Raw genomic sequence first — 18,114 nt, forward strand, 5'->3', positions numbered from 1 at the left:
GGGACTTATCAAGATGTGGAAGTTTAAATCACTCGCCTAGACTGCGAAGCCTAGGGCCTGCAGCATTTCGCGGCCTTCCTCGGTGATCATGTTCGGACCCCATGGCGGCATCCAGACCCAGTTAATCTGGACGGCGTCGGCAAGCTTGTTGCCCACCACTGCGTCTTCAACCTGCTCACCAATGACGTCGGTAAGCGGGCAGGCCGGCGAGGTCAGCGTCATGTTGATCATCGCTGTCTCCTTGCCGTCGACGTCCTCGAGCCAGACGTCATAGACCAAGCCCAGATCAACCACATTGATGCCAAGCTCCGGGTCAATCACGTCACGCATGTACTCGGTGATGTCGAATACCTTGGCAATCTGCGCCTCGGTTTGGGGCGGACGCTGGCTGCCACCATCGAAGGACGCGTTAGCGTCTTGGTATGGATCTACTGGGTCAGACATTTATTTCTCCAGATCATTGAGTGCTTCCACGGATGCGGCCTGGAAGGCCTTCCATCCGAGGAGAGCGCATTTAACGCGGGCGGGGAACTGTGCGACGCCGCCGAAAGCAACACCGTCGCCGATGATTTCATCATCGCCTTCGACTTCGCCACGGGAGGTCACCATCTTCTCGAACTCTTCGAGCTTTTCTTTGGCCTCGGACAAAGGTTTGCCAATGATTTCCTCAGCCATCACGGAGGTCGAGGCCTGCGAAATGGAACAGCCCTCTGCCTCATAAGAAACATCCTCAACGGTCTTGCCATCTGCGGAAAGCTTTACACGCAGGGTCACCTCGTCGCCACAGGATGGGTTGACGTGGTGGACCTCAGACTGGCCCTCGCGCAGACCGGCGAACTTCGGGTTTTTGTAGTGGTCCAGGATGACGTCCTGGTACATGGAATCTAGATTCATTTACTCCACTCCAAAGAATTCGCGTGCAGCCTTGACGGCCTCGATGAGCTTGTCCACTTCTTCCTCAGTGTTGTAGAGGTAGAAGCTAGCGCGGGCAGTCGAGTTGATGTTGCCCGCACGATGCAGCGGCCACGCGCAGTGGTGGCCAGTACGGATGGAAACACCGTGCGAATCGAGCACCTGACCCAGGTCATGCGGGTGGATACCGTCAACCACGAAGGAGATGGCACCACCGCGTTGCTCGGTGGTGGTTGGACCAACGATGCGCAGACCAGGGATCTGCTGTAAGCCTTCCAGTGCGCGAGCAGTGAGCTTCTGCTCGTGGGCGTGGATGTTTGCCATGCCCACTTCGCTCAGGAACTTGACGGCTGCGCCAAGGCCCACGACCTGGCTGGTCATCTGCGTCCCCGCCTCAAAGCGAGTAGGCGGGGCTGCAAAGGTGCTTTTTTCCATTCGGACGACCTCGATCATGGAGCCGCCGGTCAGGAATGGCGGAAGCTTTTCAAGCAGCTCTGCCTTTCCGTAAAGCACGCCGACACCATTCGGGCCGCACATCTTGTGTCCCGAGAAGGCAGCGAAGTCCACGTCGAGCGCGTGGAAGTCCACGGCCATGTGCGGAACCGACTGGCAGGCATCCAAGACGACGAGGGCGTTAACGGCACGCGCGCGGCGGACCAGTTCTTCGACGTCAGCGATTGCACCCGTGACGTTGGACTGGTGCGTGAACGCGACGACCTTGACGCTCTCATCAAGCTCGAGAGAATCGAGGTCGATGCGGCCGTCTTCGGTCATCGAGTACCACTTCAGCGTGGCGCCGGTGCGCTGGCACAGTTCCTGCCACGGGACGAGGTTCGCGTGGTGCTCGAGCTCGGTGATGACGACGGTGTCGCCCTCCCCTACATAGAGATCACCTGCACGCTCATCCGACAGCGTGTAGGCAACCTCATTGAGGGCCTCCGTTGCGTTCTTGGTGAACGCAATCTCGTCACGGTCGGCGCCAACGAAGGCAGCGATGGCCTGGCGAGCAGACTCGTAAGCATCGTCGGCCTCTTCGGCCAGCTGGTAGGAACCACGGTGGACTGGAGCATTCGTGCCAAGCACGAACTCCTCCTCCGCCTTCCAAACTGGCAGTGGCCTTTGGGAGGTAGCTCCCGAGTCGAGGTACACCAGCGGCTTATCGCCGCGCACGGTGCGCTCGAGGATCGGGAACTGCTTCCTGATGGCAGTTACATCGAAGTTAGACATTAGCCTTCTTACTTAACAAACTGATCGTAGCCGGACTCTTCGAGCTGGTCAGCGAGCTCTGCGCCGCCGGTCTTGATGACCTGGCCGTTGGCGAAGACGTGCACAAAGTCAGGCTTGACGTAGTTGAGAATGCGCTTGTAGTGGGTGATCATCAGGATGCCGCCGTGGGTTTCCTCCTGGAAGCGGTTGATGCCCTCAGAAACAACGCGCAGAGCGTCGACGTCGAGGCCGGAGTCGGTTTCATCCATGATGGCGAACTTAGGCTTCAACAGATCCAGCTGCATAACCTCGTGGCGCTTCTTCTCACCGCCGGAGAAGCCCTCGTTAACAGCTCGGTGTGCGAAGGACTTATCGATGGAGAGCTTCTCGCGAGCCTCGGTTAGTTCCTTGTTCCACTCGCGCAGCTTCGGAGCCTCACCGCGGACAGCGGTGACAGCGGAGCGCATGAACTGAGCCATCTTGACGCCCGGGACCTCGGTTGGGTACTGCATAGCCAGGAAGAGGCCAGCGCGGGCGCGCTCGTCAACTTCCATCTCGAGGGTGTTTTCGCCGTCGAGCAGGATCTCGCCCTCGGTTACTTCGTACTTCGGATGGCCGGCGATGACGTAGGACAAGGTGGATTTACCGGAGCCGTTAGGGCCCATGACAGCGTGGGTCTCACCGGAGTTGATGGTGAGGTTAACGCCCTTGAGGATTTCCTTAGGCTCACCGTTCTCGTCGTTCGGGAGGACCTGCGCGTGGAGGTTCTTAATTTCCAGGGTGGACATTGAGTTATACCTGCTTTCGGGGATTGTTAAGCGTTGATTTTTTCGAGCTCGTCAATGACGCGGGTTTCCAGATCCTCGCGCAAGGACTCAACCGGAATACGGGAAATGACCTCAGAGAAGAAGCCGCGGATGATGAGTCGGCGTGCCTCGGCAGCCGGAATACCGCGGGACATGAGGTAGAAGACCTCAAGATCATCGAAGCGGCCTACGGTTGCGGCGTGGCCTGCACCCACGATCTCACCGGTCTGGATCTCCAGGTTCGGGATCGCATCGGCGCGTGCGCCTTCAGTAAGGATGAGATTGTTGTTGGTCTCGTAGGTATCGGTGTTGTTTGCATCCTGGCGGATGAGAACGTCACCGACCCAGCAGGTACGGGCTTCTTTGCGTCCAGATTCGACGGTGCCGTCAGCCTGGTTGGTGCCTTGCAGGGCACCCTTGTAGAACACACGGGAACGGCAGTTCGGCACGGAGTGGTCCACCAGCAGACGGTTCTCGAAGTACTGTCCAGCATCTGCGAAGTAGACGCCGAGCATCTCGGCGTCGCCGCCAGGAGCTGTGAAGGCAACGCGCGGAACGATGCGCACGATCTCGCCGCCGAAGATGGCGGTGTTGTGGCGCAGAACAGAATCTCGACCCATGGAGGCGACCTGGTGGCCCAGGTGTACCGCGTTGTCTTCCCAATCAGCGTCGACAACAACGGTGACGTTGGCGCCGTCGCCAAGCAGGAATTCAACGTTGTCAGCATGGGTGCCGGAACCGACGTACTTGAGCACGACGGTGGCCTCTGCGTGGTGGCCAACCTGAATGGAAGTAGTACCAAAGGAGGTGACTCCCTCGCCTGCACCGGTGATGGTGATCTCGACGGGGTCGTTGACCTGTGCATCCGCATCGATGGTCACGATCTGTGCCTCCGGCATGGATGTCCATGCCTGCGCGGCAACGCGATCGGCAGGAGCGCCAGCGGTGCCCAAGCGGGCGTCATCGGGAGCAACAGTCTCAGTCGACACGCCTGCTGGGGTGGTTACGGAAATCTTCTGTGCAACGGCCGGTGCGAACTCGCCGTTGTGCAGACCGCGCAGGTGGCGCAGCGCGATGAAGCGCCAGACCTCGTCGCGGCCGTGTGGAACCGGGAAGTCATCGACGTTAAACGAGGTGAACTGGTCACCCTTCGTGACGTCAGCCGGATTGAATTCGTTGGAGGCAACCACTTAGCCCACCGATCCTTCCATCTGTAGTTCAATAAGGCGGTTGAGCTCGAGGGCGTACTCCATCGGGAGCTCCTTCGCGATTGGCTCCACGAAGCCGCGCACGATCATCGCCATTGCCTCCTCTTCCGCAATGCCGCGGGACATGAGGTAGAACAGCTGCTCCTCAGAGACCTGGGAGACAGTTGCCTCGTGGCCGAGGGTCACGTGATCATTGCGGATGTCGTTATACGGATAGGTATCCGAACGCGAATTGTTGTCCACGAGCAGTGCGTCGCACTCGACGTTCGCGGTGGAGTTGGAGGCGTTCGCGTTGACCTGCACCAAGCCACGATAGGCAGCGCGGCCACCGTTGCGGGCAACGGACTTCGACACGATGTTGGAGGAAGTACGCGGTGCCATGTGAACCATCTTGGAACCGGTGTCCTGGACCTGACCCTCGCCAGCGAAAGCCAGGGAGAGGACCTCGCCCTTAGCGTGCTCACCAGTCAGCCAGCAGGACGGGTACTTCATGGTGACCTTGGAACCGATGTTGCCATCGACCCATTCCATGGTGCCGCCCTCTTCGACCTTGGCACGCTGGGTAACCAGGTTGTAGACGTTGGTGGACCAGTTCTGGATGGTGGTGTAACGGCAACGTCCGCCCTTCTTGACCACAATCTCGATAACGCCGGTGTGCAGGGAGTCCGAGTTGTAAATCGGAGCGGTGCAGCCCTCGATGTAGTGAACGTAAGCGTCTTCCTCAACGATGATGAGGGTGCGCTCGAACTGACCCATGTTCTCCGTGTTGATGCGGAAATAAGCCTGGAGCGGGATGTCCACGTGAACGCCCTTCGGGACGTAGACGAAGGAGCCGCCGGACCAGCAGGCGTTGTTCAGTGCGGAGAACTTGTTGTCGCCTGCCGGAATAACGGTGCCGAAGTACTCCTGGAGGATCTCCGGGTACTCCCTAACGGCAGTGTCAGTGTCGACGAAGATGACGCCCTGTGCTTCAAGGTCTTCACGGATCTTGTGGTAGACCACCTCAGACTCGTACTGAGCCGCAACACCAGAGACCAGACGCTTCTTCTCGGCATCCGGAATGCCGAGCTTGTCGTAGGTTTCCTTAATGTCGGCGGGAAGGTCATCCCACGTCTGAGCTTGCTTCTCCGTGGAACGGACGAAGTACTTGATGTTGTCGAAGTCGATAGCGGAGAGATCCGGGCCCCACGTTGGAACCGGCTTCTTGTTAAAGATGCGCAGCGCCTTCAGCCGGGATTCCAGCATCCACTCCGGCTCGTTCTTCTTCTCAGAGATATCGCGGACAACGTCCTCGCTGAGTCCTCGGTGAGCTGCCTGACCCGCTTCGTCGGAATCGTGCCAGCCGTACTCGTAACCGCCGATGGAAGAGATGATCTCGTCATCACTCATCTTGGTCTCGAGGCCTGGCGCCGGTTGTGCCTGAGTCATAACCCGCTCCTTTCGTCTAAAGATTTGTTTTCCGGTCAGGGCTGACCGGAGTCAAGGGGATGTTTGTGGTGCAGATTCCGTGGCCATCCGCAATGGAGGCCAAGGGCTGCACGTGTTTACCTAATAGGGCAGAAAAGACTTCCTGCTCAGCCTCACACAACTCCGGATGTTCCGCGGCCACGTGGGCTACGGGGCAATGGTGCTGGCAAATCTGCACACCGTTGCCCGCACTATTTACCGTGGCAGCGTAACCATGTTCATCAAGAACCTCAGCGAGTTTCTTCGCCACTTCCTTTACAGACTCGTCATCCCGCACAAGTGGTTTAACGTCTGCCAGAAGTTTCTCGAAACGTGCTTTGGCAAAGCTACGCACTGCCTCGGCACCGCCGGCCGCGCGCAGGGCGTCCAGAGCATCCGAAGCAAGCGCGTCGTAAGCATGGCCAAATTGCGCACGCCCACGGTCGGTGAGGCGGAAATGCTTGGCAGGGCGGCCACGCCCAGCCGAATGGGGCCGGCGATGGACAACCTCTGTTAGCTCTTCTTCCACCAGAATGTCTAAGTGCCGGCGAATTCCGGCGGCCGAAAGACCTAGGCGCTCGCCGAGGTACGACGCCGTCACCGGGCCGTCCTTGAGGAGGAGAAGCATGACCTGGCGGCGGGTATCGCCCTCGGTGGTTCGGGTCTCTTTATCTGTGACCATGTGCTGCACCTCCTTGTTAAAAACGAACGTCTATTTTTAGACAACACTAGTGTTCCCTAATTCATTCCCAATTTCCACCAGCGCTGGTCCCGGCGTGGCGTACCTTCACCCCCGTTTGAACAGAAGGCCCGCTAAAGTGTTTCTTTATGAAACAGCGTCTCACTGCCTTCCTAACGGGTGTCCGCGAGGACCTCCCGCGTTTTGGCAGTGCGGGTTCTCGTTCCGCGCAGCTGCACGCTGATTCAGATGATGCAACGAGGGGCTCGCTTTCCGACGCCCTATATGACCTGCTCCCCGACGATCCTGAGGTTCGCCCGCGCACCTCTATTAATCAACTACGCGCCTTTTTCGTCCTGCGTTGGATGGGAACACTTGGCGCAATCCTTATCGCGGTTGGCGGCCTGGGGGCGGGCGCTCTCCCCGTGGTGGGTAATCCTTATGACAACGTTCCATTCGGCTCTTTAATGTCTCGCATGCTGCAGTCGGCCTCAGCATTGGTCTTTTTGGGTGTCGGCCTCATGGTGACCGCGTGGGTACTCATCGCGCCTTTCGTGGGCACGCCACTACGCGGTGCCCGTGGCACAAAACCTCGACGCTTGCTAACCCAAAGCCAGCTCTGGCGAACGTGGGCGGGTTGGGTCATCCCACTCATTTTCACCGCTCCCCTGTTTACGCAGGATATTTATTCCTACCTTGCTAATGGCTCCATCGTGGCCCAGGGACTCGACCCCTATTCAGCAGGTCCCGTTCAGTTATTGGGATCGGAGGACCCACTAGCGCGCTCGGTTCCATTCATCTGGGCCAACTCGCCCTCGCCCTATGGCCCTGTGGCACTGGGCCTCGCAGCCATAGTTAGCTTGCTCACGCATAACTCGATCATTCTGGGTGTTATTGCGCACCGTCTTCTCTCATTGGCGGGCATCATTGCAGCGGGATGGGCGACCTCGCAGCTGGCACGTCGCTGCAGAGTTTCTCCAGAGTCAGCGCTTTGGCTGGGTATCTTGAACCCACTGACTACCTTGCACCTAGTGGGCGGTATCCATAACGAGTCGGTGATGTTGGGGCTGGCACTCGTGGGCGTGGAACTGGGCCTGCGCGGGGTCGATAAGTTGGGTGGAAGACCCGTGTGGTTCTATTTCTTGGCCTCGGGCCTGCTCATTTCTTGCGCAGGCATGGTCAAGGTGACGGGCTTTATCGGCTTGGGTTTTGTGGGCATGGCCCTGGCCCGAGTGTTGATGCTGCGGCGCGGCTATTCCCCCCTGGGTGCCATAGCTAGCGCAACCGCAGTCCAACTCGGCATCCTCATCCTGTCCATCGGCATCGTCACGCTTGCATCCGGCATCGGACTGGGCTGGATCACGGGCCAAGGCGGTGCCGCAAGCATTCGCTCTTGGCTTTCCTCTAGTACCGCCGTGGGCGTGGGCGCCGGCTTCCTAGGGATGCTTTTGGGCTTGGGCGACCACACTGAGGCAATCCTCTCCTTTACCCGCACGGTAGGCGTGCTCATCGCCACTGGATTCATGTTCCGCATGCTCCTTGCAACGTACCGCGGAAGCATCCATCCGATTGGCGGTCTGGGAATCTCGACGCTTGTGTTAGTCGTTTTCTTCCCTGTGGTCCACCCGTGGTACATCCTCTGGACGGTGTTGCCGCTTGCGGCTTGGGCTAACCGGCTCATCTTCCGCCTCACTGTGGTGATCTATTCGGCCGGGATGAGCTTCTTCGTTCTCCCGCGCGGCCTTGGCCTCCCGCCGGGCACGATCGCTATCATCTATATTTCCGCTATTGCTGCATACGTCGTGGTCATGGGGCTGTGGACTCTCCTATTACGTCGCTCAAGAATTAGTGTCCTAAACTAGTCCTTCGTGAATACAACTTTCGATGGATCCCCAGCTCTCGAGCTAACGGACGTAGTCAAAACCTACGGGGACAAGAGAGCCGTAGACGGGCTCAGCTTCCATGTGAATCGTGGAGAAATGCTGTGTCTGCTGGGCCCCAATGGTGCGGGTAAGACCACGACTATCGAGATGTGCGAGGGCTTTAAGAAGCCGACGTCGGGGAGTATTCGTGTCCTTGGTCTCGACCCCAGCACAAGTCCAGATGCCGTACGAGAGCGAATCGGAATCATGCTGCAAGGTGGTGGCTCCTATTCCGGAATTCGCGTCCGCGAGATGCTACAGCTTAGCGCGAAGTACAGTGCCAACCCCCTCGACCCGGATTGGCTCATCGAGAAGCTGGGACTCAAGGGTGTGGAGAAGAACACCTACCGCCGTCTCTCCGGCGGTCAGCAGCAGCGACTTTCCTTGGCGCTAGCCATCATTAGCAGGCCGGAGCTGGTCTTCCTAGACGAACCCACCGCAGGTCTCGACGCGCAGTCGCGACTAGCCGTGTGGGATCTCATTCGTGCGCTGCGCGCAGACGGCGTGACCACTATCCTAACTACCCACCTGATGGATGAAGCGGAGGCGCTTGCCGACAGAGTGGTCATCATTGATCACGGACACATGGTGGCTCAAGGTACCACCGCCGAGCTGATGGAATCCACGGGGTCTCCACTCATTAGCTTTGAGACCTCGACCGAAGTTGACCTCGCAGCGCTGCGTGCGGCAGATCTTCCTACGGATGCCACCCGCCCACTGCACTACCGCGTCGAGACTCCGGCCACCCCGGAGGTCATCGCCCGCCTAGCGCAAGAGTTGGCACGACAATCCGTGACCTTGCGCAGCCTCGACACCACACACCGCAATCTTGAGGACGTCTTCCTTGATATCACCGGCCGCGAGCTGAGGAGTTAAGAACCATGTCACGTTTTGAACCAGGAACTTTCACTCCCAATCCGCAGCGCGCCAGCGTATGGGCTATGACCCGGGCACAGGGAGTCATCGAGTCAAAGCTGATGATCCGCCACGGCGAGCAACAGCTGCTCAGCATCGTCATTCCGCTCGCCCTCCTCATCGGGGCGGCCCGCATGGAGAGCGTCACCGGCCAGGGGCTCAAGGAAGTTTTCCCCATGGTCTTGGCTGTGGCCTCCACCAGTTCGGGATTTACGGGTCAGGCTATTTCTCTTGCCTTTGACCGCCGCTACGGGGCGCTAAAGAGAACCGGCGCCTCCGGTGTACCCGCATGGACAATCATCGCGGGCAAGATTGCCGCGGTCTTTTCCATGGTGTTTCTACAGGTGGTCGTGCTGGGGGGTGTTGCTTTTCTGCTAGGGCTGCGTGTCGGCCTCTCGGGGATCGTGCTCGCCTTGTTTACCCTCGTACTGGGTGTGGCTTCCTTTACTGCACTAGGCTTGCTGCTCGGCGGAACCCTGAGCTCCGAGATGGTCCTCGCGGTGGCGAACCTCATTTGGTTCATTCTCATGGGCGTTGTCGGTTGGGCTATGTATTCCCAGGGCCTCGGCAATGATGGGCTTCTTACGCTCGTTCCTACGGTCGCTATGGCAAGTGCGCTAAACGATGCCTTCAACAACGTGTTTCCTTGGCAGGAACTGTTGGTCCTTATCGCATGGGCCGGGGCGGCGTCGTTTGCAGCGGTCCGTTGGTTCCGTTTCGAAGGCTAAATGTGACTTTTGTCTTTTTCCCGGTTTCCAGCGTGAAGGGTTTCGTTCCGAGCGCACCCGCGCGGTAGTCTTTTTAACGTGAATTCCGGTAATAAAGTAACGACGTTCTTTCGCGAGGCGACGCCCACGATTAAGCAGCAGCGCCTCATCGCACTGATTCTGCTCATCTGCCAGGGTGGCATCACGGTATCGGGCGCTATTGTCCGCGTTACTGGTTCGGGCCTTGGCTGTATCACCTGGCCGGAGTGCCACCCAGGTTCGCTGGTTCCGCTGTCCGGCGCGGCGCCGTGGATCCACCAGCTCATCGAGTTTGGTAACCGCCTGCTTACCTTCGTGGTTTCCGCCGCAGCCGTGGCCGCCATCGTCGCCATGCATATGGCTCGTCGCCGTACCGAGCTAAAGGTCTATGCCTGGCTCAACCTTGCCGGTATTATGGTCCAGGCCGTCATCGGCGCCATTTCCGTGTTCCTGAAGCTCAACTGGTGGGCCGTGGCGCTGCACTTCCTGCCGTCCATGATCTTGGTGTGGCTGGCTGCAATGCTCTACTCCCGCATCCTGGAGCCCGACGATGGAACTCCTACCCGTATGTTCCCGCAGGCAATCCGCGTCATGGCAGCGATGGCAACCATCGCCCTGGCAGTCGTCTTGACCACCGGCACCATGGTTACCGGCTCCGGAGTTCACTCCGGCGACGATGGCGTAGGCATGGAAGGCCGCCTTAACGTCGACACTGAATTCATGGCTGTCGTACACGCTATGTGCATGTACGCCTACTTGGTCTTGACGCTCATCGTCGTCTTCATGCTCTACCGCTTCCGCGCCTCCGAGCTGGCCAAGAAGGCGGGCTGGGTGCTCATCGCCTGCATCTTGGTCCAATGGGGCATCGGCGTAGCTCAGTTCTACATGCACATCCCACGCTGGACTGTTCCAATCCACATCGGCATGTCTTCGGTGGTTACCGCCTTTACCGCCCTGCTCTGGGCACATGGATTACGTCGTACTGGCGGTTCGGAGAACCTTGTGACCGGTTCCCCCGCTGCCGAAGAAAAGTACGCAGCGCGTCGAGCAGCGTTGGCGCAGCGTTGACAAAGTTAGGAAGCCGCTAGCATCTTTATTCCGCTCTTCGGGCCACCCCCTCGGAGGGCGGTTTTCCTGTATATACAGGCCTCGCTGGGATAGCCTTTGTATATGTACGCAATTCAGGTCAACCAGACTGGCGGCCCAGAAGTTCTCAAGTATGTCGAGATCCCGGCCCCCACTCCCACCGAGGATCAGGTGCTTGTCGACGTCATCGTTGCCGGCGTCAACTACATCGATACCTACTACCGCGAAGGAATCTACAACGCCGCCACACCATTCGTGCTTGGACTCGAAGGCACAGGCCGAGTCGTTCACGACCCAAAGGGAGAAATCGCCGAGGGAACCATGGTCGCTTGGGACCATGCTTTTGGTTCCTACGCTGAACAGGTCTGCGTATCCCGCGACCGCATTGTTGCCGTGCCTGATGACTTCCCACCAGAGGTTGCGGGGTCAATGCTCCTGCAGGGCATGACGGCTCATTACCTGGCTAATGGGGTCTACCAGCTCGGCGAGGGAGCCTCCTGCCTGATTACTGCCGGCGCTGGCGGCGTTGGCCTCATCTTGACTCAGATGGCCAAGGCGCTGGGGGCCACCGTCTACACGGTCGTTTCCACCGATGAAAAGGAACAGCTCTCCTACGAAGCGGGTGCGGACCAAGTATTCCGCTACGGTGAGGGTCTGGCGGAGCAAGTGCGCCGCTTCAACGGCGGCCGCGGCGTCGACGTCGTCTACGACGGCGTCGGCAAAGACACCTTCAACGAGTCCCTTGAGGTTGTCCGTCCACGCGGCACCGTGGCTCTGTTTGGCGCCGCATCCGGCCCAGTCCCGCCCATGGACCCACAGTTGCTCAACAAGCATGGCTCCATCTTCCTGACACGTCCTTCGCTGGGTGCCTGGACCGCTCAGGAGGGCGAATTCCAGATGCGCGCACAGGCAGTCGTCCAAGCCGTCACAGACGGCGCCGTCACCTTCAACGTGACCGCCTCTTATCCCCTCAAGGACGCTGCTCAGGCTCACCGTGACTTGCACGCCCGCAAGACCACCGGCTCGATTGTCCTGCGCGTGCGCGAGGACAACTAACGCAGAAATTCTAAGGCGCCGTACTTAACGTACGGCGGTACTTAACGTACGGCGCCGTTCTGCTTTCCTAAACATCCCTAGATGGCCTTTAAAGCTCCCCGAGAGCTTAGAACCAGGCGGTGGGCCAACCCAGCATGCTGCCGATGGATTCCCAACCGAGCACGGCATCAATAGACAGGCCGATGAAGAGAACCGAAAGATAGTTGTTGGAGTAGATAAACAAGCGCATCGGCTTAACCCTCGCGCCGTTCTTCACGCCCTGGTGCAGAGCCACAGCAAGCCACAGGAAGACTGCACCTGAGACCACTGCGGCAACGAGGTAAATCCACGAGGCAGCCGGAATGATGAGGAAAGTCACGATGACGGTGCCAACGGTGTACCAGACGATCTGGCGGGTGACTTCCACCTCTGGTGCCACGACGGGCAGCATCGGCACGCCTGCCTTGCGGTAGTCCTCCTTATACTTCATGGCCAGCGCCCACGTGTGCGGCGGGGTCCAGAAGAAGATGATGAGGAACAGGACGATGGCCTGCCACCACTTGTCCGGCTCGCCGGCCGGGGCGTTGTCGCGGATGACCGCCCAGCCGACCATTGCCGGCATACAGCCTGCGAGGCCACCCCAGACGATGTTCTGGGAGTTTCGCATTTTCAAGAACTTCGTATAGACGAACACGTAGAAGAAGTTCGTCAGGATCACGAAGAAGGCCGCAAGCCACGAGTGCGCGAGTACGCCCAGCCAGAAAACGGAAAGAAACAGCATGATCCACGCGAAGATGGCTGCGTTACGGCGCGAAATCTTGGCGCGCACCAGCGGCCTTGCACGCGTGCGCTGCATCTTCTGGTCGATCTCATAGTCAACAACGTTGTTAAAGGTATGAGCAGCCGCCGCGCCCATCCAGCCGCCGAAGATGGTGGACAGAATCAGCCAGAAGTTATCCGTCACGGACTCGATTCCACGCTGTGCCTGGAGCATCGCCGGGATTGCGGCAACAAGGAGGAGCTCAATGATCCTCGGCTTCGTCAGCGCAAAATAGGCCTTGATCGTCTCCAAGGATTATTCCTCCAGTATCTGGCATGGGTGTATTTCAGCTGCCTGGGTAAGAGGCCGCAATGTAGTAGTCGGCTATTCGGCTTAAATAGTTCCCGCGCGCGGCCGTGGCGTCTTAACCATGCCAGCCTACAGTTTCTCAGACAGTTTCAATAATCCGCCACGGGCAAATGAAAATCTCGTCACTGACAAATCAAAACCTCTAGACTTGAGGGGTCAATGAACATTCGAACCTAAAAGTGAGGCTTCCCACAGTGTCGCAAGAAAAGCTGTCCCCAGAACTGCAGGCCATGGTTGAACGCCGTTACCCGGCTGACTGGACCGACGTGGATACTCGCGCAGTAGATACTGTCCGTGTCCTGGCCGCGGACGCCGTCCAGAAGTGCGGTTCCGGCCACCCGGGTACCGCGATGTCGCTGGCGCCCCTCGCCTACACGCTCTACCAGCGCGTCATTAATCACGACCCTAACGATGTGAAGTGGGCTGGCCGTGACCGCTTTGTCCTCTCCGTTGGCCACTCCTCGCTGACCCAGTACATCCAGCTTTACCTCGGCGGCTTCGGTCTCGAGCTTGATGACCTCAAGTCCCTGCGTACCTGGGGCTCGCTGACCCCGGGCCACCCGGAGGTTAACCACACCGATGGTGTTGAAATCACCACCGGCCCGCTCGGCCAGGGCCTGGCCTCCGCAGTGGGCATGGCCATGGCTTCCCGCAAGGAGCGCGGCCTTTTCGACGCGTCCGCACCCGCAGGCGAGTCCCCTTTCGATCACCACGTCTACGTCATCGCGTCCGATGGTGACCTGCAAGAGGGCGTTACCGCAGAGGCCTCTTCCCTCGCGGGGACGCAGAAGCTCGGCAACCTGATCGTGTTCTGGGATGACAACCGCATCTCCATCGAGGACGATACGAACATCGCGTTCAACGAGGACGTCGTCAAGCGCTACGAGGCATATGGCTGGCACGTACAGACCGTGGAATCCGGCGAAGACGTCGTAGCCCTCGAAGCCGCTGCCAAGGCTGCGCGTGAGGAGACCGAGCGTCCTTCCTTCATCCGCGTCAAGACCGTCATCGGTTACCCGGCACCGAACAAGATGAACACCGGCGGCGTGCACGGTGCTGCCTTGGGTGACGACGAGGTCGCCGCAACCAAGGAAGTCCTAGGCTTCGACCCAGCACAGACCTTCGAGGTCTCCGACGAGGTCATCAACCACACCCGCAAGCTGCGCGAGCGCGGTGCTCAGGCCCACGTCGAGTGGCAGGAAAAGTTCGATGCTTGGGCTTCCGCTAATCCGGAGGCAAAGGCCCTCTTCGACCGCATGCAGGCCCGCGAGCTGCCAGAGAACTTTGATGCTGAGCTTCCGACCTGGGATGCTGGCGAATCCGTAGCCACCCGTAAGGCTTCTGAAGCTACCATTCAGGCACTGGCTGCTGCTGTACCGGAGATGTGGGGCGGCTCCGCTGACCTTGCAGGCTCCAACAACACCGTTATCAAGGGTGCCGAGTCCTTCGGCCCAGAGTCCATCACCACTGGCGCTTGGAATGCCCAGCCATACGGCCGCAACCTCCACTTTGGTATCCGTGAGCACGCCATGGCCGCCATCATGAACGGCATCGCCCTACACGGAAACACCCGCGTGTACGGCGGTACCTTCCTCATCTTCTCTGAGTACCAGTACCCTGCCGTGCGTCTAGGCGCCTTGATGTCTACTGACACCTACTACGTGTGGACCCACGACTCCATCGGCTTGGGCGAGGACGGCCCGACCCACCAGCCGGTAGAAACGCTCGCCGCACTGCGCGCTATTCCGAACCTCTCCGTCATCCGTCCGGCAGACGCCAACGAGACCGCGCAGGCATGGGCCGCTGCATTCGAGTACAAAGCTGCTCCAAAGGGCCTGGCGCTGTCCCGCCAGAACCTGCCTGTTCTCGAGGGCACCAAGGAGAAGGCACGCGACGGCGTTCGCCGCGGCGCTTACGTTCTGGTCGAAGGTTCCAAGGAAACGCCAGACGTCATCCTCATGGCAACCGGTTCCGAGGTTAAGCTCGCGGTCGAGGCAGCCCAACAGCTCGAATCCGAGGGCACCGCAGCCCGCGTCGTTTCGGCTCCGTGCCTTGAGTGGTTCGACGAGCAGGACGACGCCTACCGCGAGTCCGTTCTGCCTTCCGCTGTCCGCGCCCGCGTCTCCGTCGAGGCAGGCCTGGCAATGCCATGGCACAAGTACACCGGCACCTTCGGCCGCAATGTCTCCCTCGAGCACTTCGGCGCTTCTGCCCCAGCAGAGGAGCTCTTTGAGAAGTTCGGCTTCACTACCGCTGCGGTAGTCGACGCCGCCCGCGAATCCATCACCGCAAGCAAGTAAGGAAAGCATGTCTCACATTGACGAACTAGCACAGCTCGGTACCTCCACGTGGCTCGACGACCTCTCCCGCGAGAGGCTGGAGTCCGGCAACTTGGCGGAGATCATCAAGACCAAGTCCATCGTGGGTGTTACCACCAACCCGGCAATCTTCGCGGCAGCGATGTCGAAGGGCACCGCGTACGATTCCGCGATTGCTGCGTTGAAGGAAGAGGGCGCCAAGGCTGACGACGCCGTCTACTCCCTGGCGATCGACGACGTCGCCAATGCTTGCGATCTCTTCGCCGGCATCTACAAGGCATCTGAAGGCCGCGACGGCCGCGTGTCCATCGAGGTGGATCCGCGCATTTCTGCAGATACCCAGGCCACCATCCAGCAGGCTCGTGAGCTGTGGGCGCGCGTCAACCGCCCGAACCTGATGATCAAGATTCCGGCAACGGACGGCTCGCTGCCGGCTATCGCAGACGCGCTTGCCGACGGCATCTCGGTCAACGTCACCTTGATCTTCTCCGTGGAGCGCTACGCCCAGGTCATCGATGCGTTCAAAAAGGGCATCAAGCGCGCTGCTGAGGCAGGTCATGACGTATCCAAGATTCACTCGGTCGCGTCCTTCTTCGTTTCCCGTCTAGATACTGAGGTGGACAAGCGCCTCGAGACCATCGGCACGCCGGAAGCTCTCGCGGCTCGTGGCAAAGCGGGCGTCGCCAATGCGCAGCGTGCTTACGCCCTTTTCGAGGAAGAATTGCTCAACTCGGACGATCTTCCAGAGGGCGCAAACGTGCAGCGCCCACTGTGGGCATCTACCGGCGTAAAGAACCCGGAGTACCCAGCAACGCTGTACGTTTCCGAGCTTGCTGGCCCTCACACGGTCAACACCATGCCGGAGAAAACCATTGATGCGGTCCTTTCCGACGGTAACCTGCACGGTGACACCCTCTCCGGCGCAAAGGCTGAAGCAGATGCGGTATTCGCTGAGCTCGAGGGTTTGGGCATCGACTTCCAGGACGTGTTCGCAGTGCTGGAGAAGGAAGGCGTCGACAAGTTCGTCGCGGCTTGGGATGAGCTGCTCGAGTCCATGGCTGCTCGCCTTTAACTAAAGAATTCTTCGCCTTGCGCCCCGCTGACTAACCTCAGCGGGGCGCTTGTCGCTAGAATGTGTCGCTGGACAAAGATTTGGGAAAGGAACCCCTGTGACGGAATCGAGCGCCTGGGTAAATCCACTGCGCAACGAGAAGGATAAGCGCCTCCCGCGCATCGCCGGCCCTTCCGGCATGGTTATCTTCGGTGTAACCGGCGACCTCGCCTACAAAAAGCTGCTGCCAGCTATCTACGACCTTGCCAACCGCGGCCTCTTGCCCGCGGGCTTTACTTTGGTAGGCTACGGACGCCGCGACTGGGACAAGGACGCTTTTGCCGAGTATGTGCTGGGAGCCGTCAAGGCTGGCGCCCGCACCAAGTTCAACGAACATGTTTGGCAGCACCTAGTCCAAGGCATTGAGTTCGTGCATGGCGCTTTTGACGACGCTGGCTTCGACGGCCTTTCTGCTCGCCTCGCGGAGCTCGATACCTCACGCGGTACCGGCGGCAACTGGGCTTATTACTTGTCTGTCCCACCAGAGTTCTTCTCGAGCATCTGCCACCAACTCGAGCGTGTGGGTATGGCGAACAGCGCTAACGACTCGTGGCGCCGCGTCATTATTGAAAAACCTTTCGGTCACAACCAGGAATCCGCGCGCAAGCTCAACGAAATCGTCAATGCAGTGTTCCCCGAGTCCTCGGTCTTCCGTATTGACCACTACTTGGGCAAGGAAACCGTACAAAACATCATGGCTCTGCGCTTTGCCAACCAGATTTTCGAGCCGATGTGGAACGCGCATTACATCGACCACGTGCAGATTACGATGGCTGAGGACATCGGCCTCGGTGGCCGCGCTGGCTACTACGACGGAATCGGTGCTGCCCGTGACGTCATCCAGAACCACCTGCTGCAGCTGCTCGCACTCGTTGCAATGGAGGAACCATCCTCATTCGAGCCGGAAGCTCTGCAGGCCGAAAAGATCAAGGTGCTGCGTGCGACGCAGCCGGTGCACCCGCTGAACAAAACCACTGCCCGCGGACAGTACTCGGCCGGCTGGCAGGGCTCTGAGTACGTGCGCGGTCTTCGCGAAGAGGAGGGATTCGATCCTGCCTCCACCACCGAGACTTATGCTGCCTGCACCCTCGAGGTAAATTCGCGCCGCTGGGCAGGTGTTCCTTTCTACCTGCGCACCGGCAAGCGCTTGGGCCGTCGCGTCACGGAGATCGCTTTAGTCTTCAAGACCGCGCCGCACCAGCCTTTCCACAAGGGCCAAGCCGAGTCGCTGGGGCAGAACGCCGTGGTCATCCGTGTCCAGCCTGACGAGGGCGTTACCATGCGCTTCGGCTCGAAGGTGCCTGGTTCCACCATGGAGGTTCGCGATGTGAACATGGACTTTGCCTACGCGGAGGCCTTCACTGAAGAGTCCCCCGAAGCCTACGAGCGTCTCATCCTCGATGCCCTCCTCGACGAGTCCTCGCTCTTCCCCACCAACGAAGAGGTTGAGCTGTCCTGGTCCATCCTCGATCCCATCATCCAGTACTGGTCCAAAGCTGGCCAACCTGAGGAATACCCCGCGGGAACGTGGGGCCCTGAGTCTGCCAATACGATGTTGCGCCGCCGGGGCCACTCCTGGCGCCGACCATAAGGAG

General features: G+C 59.5%; 16 protein-coding genes. 8 read left to right on the plus strand and 8 right to left on the minus strand.

The window, feature by feature from the left end:
* Nucleotides 1-36: 36 nt before the first annotated feature.
* From CHU71_RS06970 to CHU71_RS07000, 7 genes are read right to left on the minus strand one after another with little or no spacing between them, the layout of a single operon-like run.
* Nucleotides 37-444, minus strand: coding sequence for a metal-sulfur cluster assembly factor (locus CHU71_RS06970; RefSeq protein ID WP_147760596.1), 408 nt, complete (start codon nucleotides 442-444; stop codon nucleotides 37-39).
* Complete coding sequence (sufU, locus tag CHU71_RS06975) at nucleotides 445-894, minus strand: Fe-S cluster assembly sulfur transfer protein SufU (protein ID WP_147760597.1); 450 nt, start codon at nucleotides 892-894, stop codon at nucleotides 445-447.
* Entirely contained in the window at nucleotides 895-2,139 is a 1,245-nt protein-coding gene (locus CHU71_RS06980) for a cysteine desulfurase (RefSeq protein WP_147760598.1), read from the minus strand. It abuts the gene before it with no gap.
* 8 nt (nucleotides 2,140-2,147) lie between these two features.
* Nucleotides 2,148-2,906, minus strand: coding sequence for a Fe-S cluster assembly ATPase SufC (gene sufC / locus CHU71_RS06985; RefSeq protein WP_147760599.1), 759 nt, complete (start codon nucleotides 2,904-2,906; stop codon nucleotides 2,148-2,150).
* A 26-nt stretch (nucleotides 2,907-2,932) separates the two neighbouring features.
* Nucleotides 2,933-4,114: a Fe-S cluster assembly protein SufD gene (gene sufD / locus CHU71_RS06990; protein ID WP_147760600.1), complete on the minus strand. Its 1,182-nt coding sequence runs from the start codon at nucleotides 4,112-4,114 to the stop codon at nucleotides 2,933-2,935.
* On the minus strand, nucleotides 4,115-5,560 hold the full coding sequence (sufB, locus tag CHU71_RS06995; protein WP_005531592.1) for a Fe-S cluster assembly protein SufB: 1,446 nt from the start codon (nucleotides 5,558-5,560) through the stop codon (nucleotides 4,115-4,117).
* Between the two features lie 16 nt (nucleotides 5,561-5,576).
* Nucleotides 5,577-6,260: a metalloregulator ArsR/SmtB family transcription factor gene (locus CHU71_RS07000; protein WP_005531593.1), complete on the minus strand. Its 684-nt coding sequence runs from the start codon at nucleotides 6,258-6,260 to the stop codon at nucleotides 5,577-5,579.
* 146 nt (nucleotides 6,261-6,406) lie between these two features.
* Here CHU71_RS07000 and mptB point away from each other — a divergent pair, with 146 nt between their 5' ends.
* From mptB to CHU71_RS07025, 5 genes are all read left to right on the plus strand, one after another.
* Nucleotides 6,407-8,119, plus strand: coding sequence for a polyprenol phosphomannose-dependent alpha 1,6 mannosyltransferase MptB (gene mptB / locus CHU71_RS07005; protein ID WP_147760601.1), 1,713 nt, complete (start codon nucleotides 6,407-6,409; stop codon nucleotides 8,117-8,119).
* 6 nt (nucleotides 8,120-8,125) lie between these two features.
* Entirely contained in the window at nucleotides 8,126-9,055 is a 930-nt protein-coding gene (locus CHU71_RS07010; RefSeq protein ID WP_147760602.1) for an ABC transporter ATP-binding protein, read from the plus strand.
* 5 nt (nucleotides 9,056-9,060) lie between these two features.
* The gene (locus CHU71_RS07015) at nucleotides 9,061-9,822 is read left to right on the plus strand and encodes an ABC transporter permease (protein WP_147760603.1); all 762 of its coding nucleotides are present in this window, start codon (nucleotides 9,061-9,063) and stop codon (nucleotides 9,820-9,822) included.
* A 78-nt stretch (nucleotides 9,823-9,900) separates the two neighbouring features.
* Nucleotides 9,901-10,908 carry a heme A synthase gene (locus CHU71_RS07020; RefSeq protein WP_046645952.1) on the plus strand — a complete coding sequence of 336 codons (1,008 nt, stop codon included), beginning with the start codon at nucleotides 9,901-9,903 and terminating at the stop codon, nucleotides 10,906-10,908.
* A gap of 102 nt (nucleotides 10,909-11,010) precedes the next feature.
* Nucleotides 11,011-11,982 carry a quinone oxidoreductase gene (locus CHU71_RS07025; protein WP_147760604.1) on the plus strand — a complete coding sequence of 324 codons (972 nt, stop codon included), beginning with the start codon at nucleotides 11,011-11,013 and terminating at the stop codon, nucleotides 11,980-11,982.
* Nucleotides 11,983-12,088: 106 nt separating this feature from the next.
* Here CHU71_RS07025 and CHU71_RS07030 read toward each other — a convergent pair whose 3' ends face one another.
* Entirely contained in the window at nucleotides 12,089-13,033 is a 945-nt protein-coding gene (locus CHU71_RS07030; protein WP_147760605.1) for a heme o synthase, read from the minus strand.
* Nucleotides 13,034-13,320: 287 nt separating this feature from the next.
* Between CHU71_RS07030 and tkt the strand changes: the two genes are divergently transcribed.
* From tkt to zwf, 3 genes are all read left to right on the plus strand, one after another.
* Complete coding sequence (gene tkt, locus CHU71_RS07035) at nucleotides 13,321-15,390, plus strand: transketolase (protein ID WP_187272045.1); 2,070 nt, start codon at nucleotides 13,321-13,323, stop codon at nucleotides 15,388-15,390.
* A gap of 7 nt (nucleotides 15,391-15,397) precedes the next feature.
* Nucleotides 15,398-16,480: a transaldolase gene (tal, locus tag CHU71_RS07040; RefSeq protein ID WP_147760607.1), complete on the plus strand. Its 1,083-nt coding sequence runs from the start codon at nucleotides 15,398-15,400 to the stop codon at nucleotides 16,478-16,480.
* 97 nt (nucleotides 16,481-16,577) lie between these two features.
* On the plus strand, nucleotides 16,578-18,110 hold the full coding sequence (gene zwf / locus CHU71_RS07045) for a glucose-6-phosphate dehydrogenase (protein WP_082254333.1): 1,533 nt from the start codon (nucleotides 16,578-16,580) through the stop codon (nucleotides 18,108-18,110).
* The last annotated feature ends 4 nt before the right edge of the window (nucleotides 18,111-18,114 follow it).

Origin of the sequence: Corynebacterium sp. LK14, from assembly GCF_008042215.1 — a bacterium.
Taxonomy (GTDB): Bacteria; Actinomycetota; Actinomycetes; order Mycobacteriales; family Mycobacteriaceae; genus Corynebacterium; species Corynebacterium striatum.

Excerpts from the sequence above, each read along its gene's own strand:
- tkt (WP_187272045.1), top strand. The coding sequence starts at position 13,321 with ATGGTTGAACGCCGTTACCCGGCTGACTGGACCGACGTGGATACTCGC.
- sufU (WP_147760597.1), bottom strand. The coding sequence starts at position 894 with ATGAATCTAGATTCCATGTACCAGGACGTCATCCTGGACCACTACAAA.
- CHU71_RS07000 (WP_005531593.1), bottom strand. The coding sequence starts at position 6,260 with ATGGTCACAGATAAAGAGACCCGAACCACCGAGGGCGATACCCGCCGC.
- CHU71_RS06980 (WP_147760598.1), bottom strand. The coding sequence starts at position 2,139 with ATGTCTAACTTCGATGTAACTGCCATCAGGAAGCAGTTCCCGATCCTC.
- CHU71_RS07025 (WP_147760604.1), top strand. The coding sequence starts at position 11,011 with ATGTACGCAATTCAGGTCAACCAGACTGGCGGCCCAGAAGTTCTCAAG.
- tal (WP_147760607.1), top strand. The coding sequence starts at position 15,398 with ATGTCTCACATTGACGAACTAGCACAGCTCGGTACCTCCACGTGGCTC.
- CHU71_RS06970 (WP_147760596.1), bottom strand. The coding sequence starts at position 444 with ATGTCTGACCCAGTAGATCCATACCAAGACGCTAACGCGTCCTTCGAT.
- sufB (WP_005531592.1), bottom strand. The coding sequence starts at position 5,560 with ATGACTCAGGCACAACCGGCGCCAGGCCTCGAGACCAAGATGAGTGAT.
- sufC (WP_147760599.1), bottom strand. The coding sequence starts at position 2,906 with ATGTCCACCCTGGAAATTAAGAACCTCCACGCGCAGGTCCTCCCGAAC.
- mptB (WP_147760601.1), top strand. The coding sequence starts at position 6,407 with ATGAAACAGCGTCTCACTGCCTTCCTAACGGGTGTCCGCGAGGACCTC.
- CHU71_RS07015 (WP_147760603.1), top strand. The coding sequence starts at position 9,061 with ATGTCACGTTTTGAACCAGGAACTTTCACTCCCAATCCGCAGCGCGCC.